Annotated in this window: 1 protein-coding gene and 1 pseudogene; both read left to right on the top strand. The window is 63.7% G+C overall.

Going from position 1 to position 1,514, the window contains the following annotated elements; translation table 11 throughout:
* Positions 1 to 638: pseudogene (locus K359_RS0148060) on the top strand (IS21 family transposase); the annotation flags it as partial.
* Between the two features lie 16 nt (positions 639 to 654).
* Positions 655 to 1,416 (top strand): IS21-like element helper ATPase IstB, encoded by a 762-nt coding sequence (gene istB, locus K359_RS0148055; RefSeq protein WP_029085260.1) that lies wholly within the window; start codon positions 655 to 657, stop codon positions 1,414 to 1,416.
* The last annotated feature ends 98 nt before the right edge of the window (positions 1,417 to 1,514 follow it).

Below are 1,514 nucleotides of genomic sequence, written 5' to 3'. Positions count from 1 at the left end.
GCGACTTTGGCGCCAGCCGCGCCGAACTGTTCTCCGAACTCGACAAGCCCAAGCTCACAAAGCTGCCGGATCAGGCTTACGCTTTCGCGCGCTGGAAGCGATGCCGGGTCGGCCCCGACTATCATATCGAGATCGATGGACACTGGTATTCCACGCCATATCGGCTCATCCGTGAGCTTGTCGATGCCCGCATCGACGACAGGACGGTCGAGATCTTCCACAACGGCCGCAGGATCGCCAGCCACGCCCGCGCGCCCAACCGGCGGGGCCACACCACCACCGCCGACCACATGCCCAGCGCCCATCGGCGCTACGGCCAATGGACGCCCGCCGGAGTGATCGCCGCCGGCGAGCGGATCGGTCCGTCGACCGCCGCCTTCTTCCAGGCCGTGATCGCGGCCCGGCCGCATCCCGAGCAAGGCTTTCGCACCTGCCTCGGCATTCTGTCGCTGGCCAAAAGCTACAGCGCCGAGCGCGTCGACGCGGCCTGCCGGCGCGGCATTCTGATCAAGGCGCGATCCGTCGCCTCGATCCGCTCCATCCTCCAGAACGGCCTGGATCGCACCTTTCTCGACGAGCCCTCCGAACCCCAACCCCTGCGCCACGGCAACATCCGCGGCCGGGATTATTTCCACTGAAGCCAAGGAGACCTGTATGCTCACCCATCCCACCCACGAACGCCTGATCGAGCTCGGCTTGAGCGGCATGGCCAAGGCCTTCGAGGAGCAGCGACGATCACCTGATCTCGAAGCCTTGCCGTTCGAAGATCGCATCGGCCTGCTGGTCGACCGGGAAGCCGCGGAACGCGACACCAGGCGGCTCACTACGCGCCTCAAGCTGGCCGCGCTCCGCCAGAATGCTTGCTTGGAGGACGTCGATTTGCGCACGCCGCGGGGTATCGACCGGGCCGTCTTCGCCAAGCTGGTCAGCGGCGACTGGATCGATCGCCACGAGAATTTGCTCATAACCGGAGCGACCGGATTGGGCAAAAGTTGGTTAGCCTGTGCCCTCGGCCACAAGGCCTGCCGCGACAATCGCTCGGTTCTCTATCATCGCGTCCCAAGATTGTTCGAAGCGTTGGCACTCGCGCGGGGGGATGGACGTTATGCCCGCTTGCTCAAAACCCTTGGCCGCGCCCAGCTTCTGATTTTGGACGATTGGGGATTGTCAGTGCTCACCGCTGCCGAACGGCGCGATCTACTGGAAGTCCTTGAGGACCGCCATGGCCGCGCCTCCACCATCGTAACCAGCCAACTCCCTGTGGACACATGGCACGAAGTTATCGGAGACCCAACCTACGCCGACGCTGTCCTCGATCGCCTCGTCCATAACGCTCACCGCCTCCAGCTTGCCGGCGAAAGCATGCGAAAACGCAACGCCAGAACCATCACCCTTGACGAGCAGCCAGAACGCTGACTCTATCACCGCCTCGGCCGGAGCGGGCTGCTCACGATCGTCTGAATTCGCCGCTCATGATCGCGCGAAATCGCTGCTCACCATCACTGAAATATGCA

This window comes from Bradyrhizobium sp. th-b2 (assembly GCF_000426785.1).
In the GTDB taxonomy this organism is placed as follows: domain Bacteria; phylum Pseudomonadota; class Alphaproteobacteria; order Rhizobiales; family Xanthobacteraceae; genus Bradyrhizobium; species Bradyrhizobium septentrionale.
The sequence above is the reverse complement of the archived record's forward strand: the minus strand, read 5'-3'. Positions and strand labels throughout refer to the sequence as shown.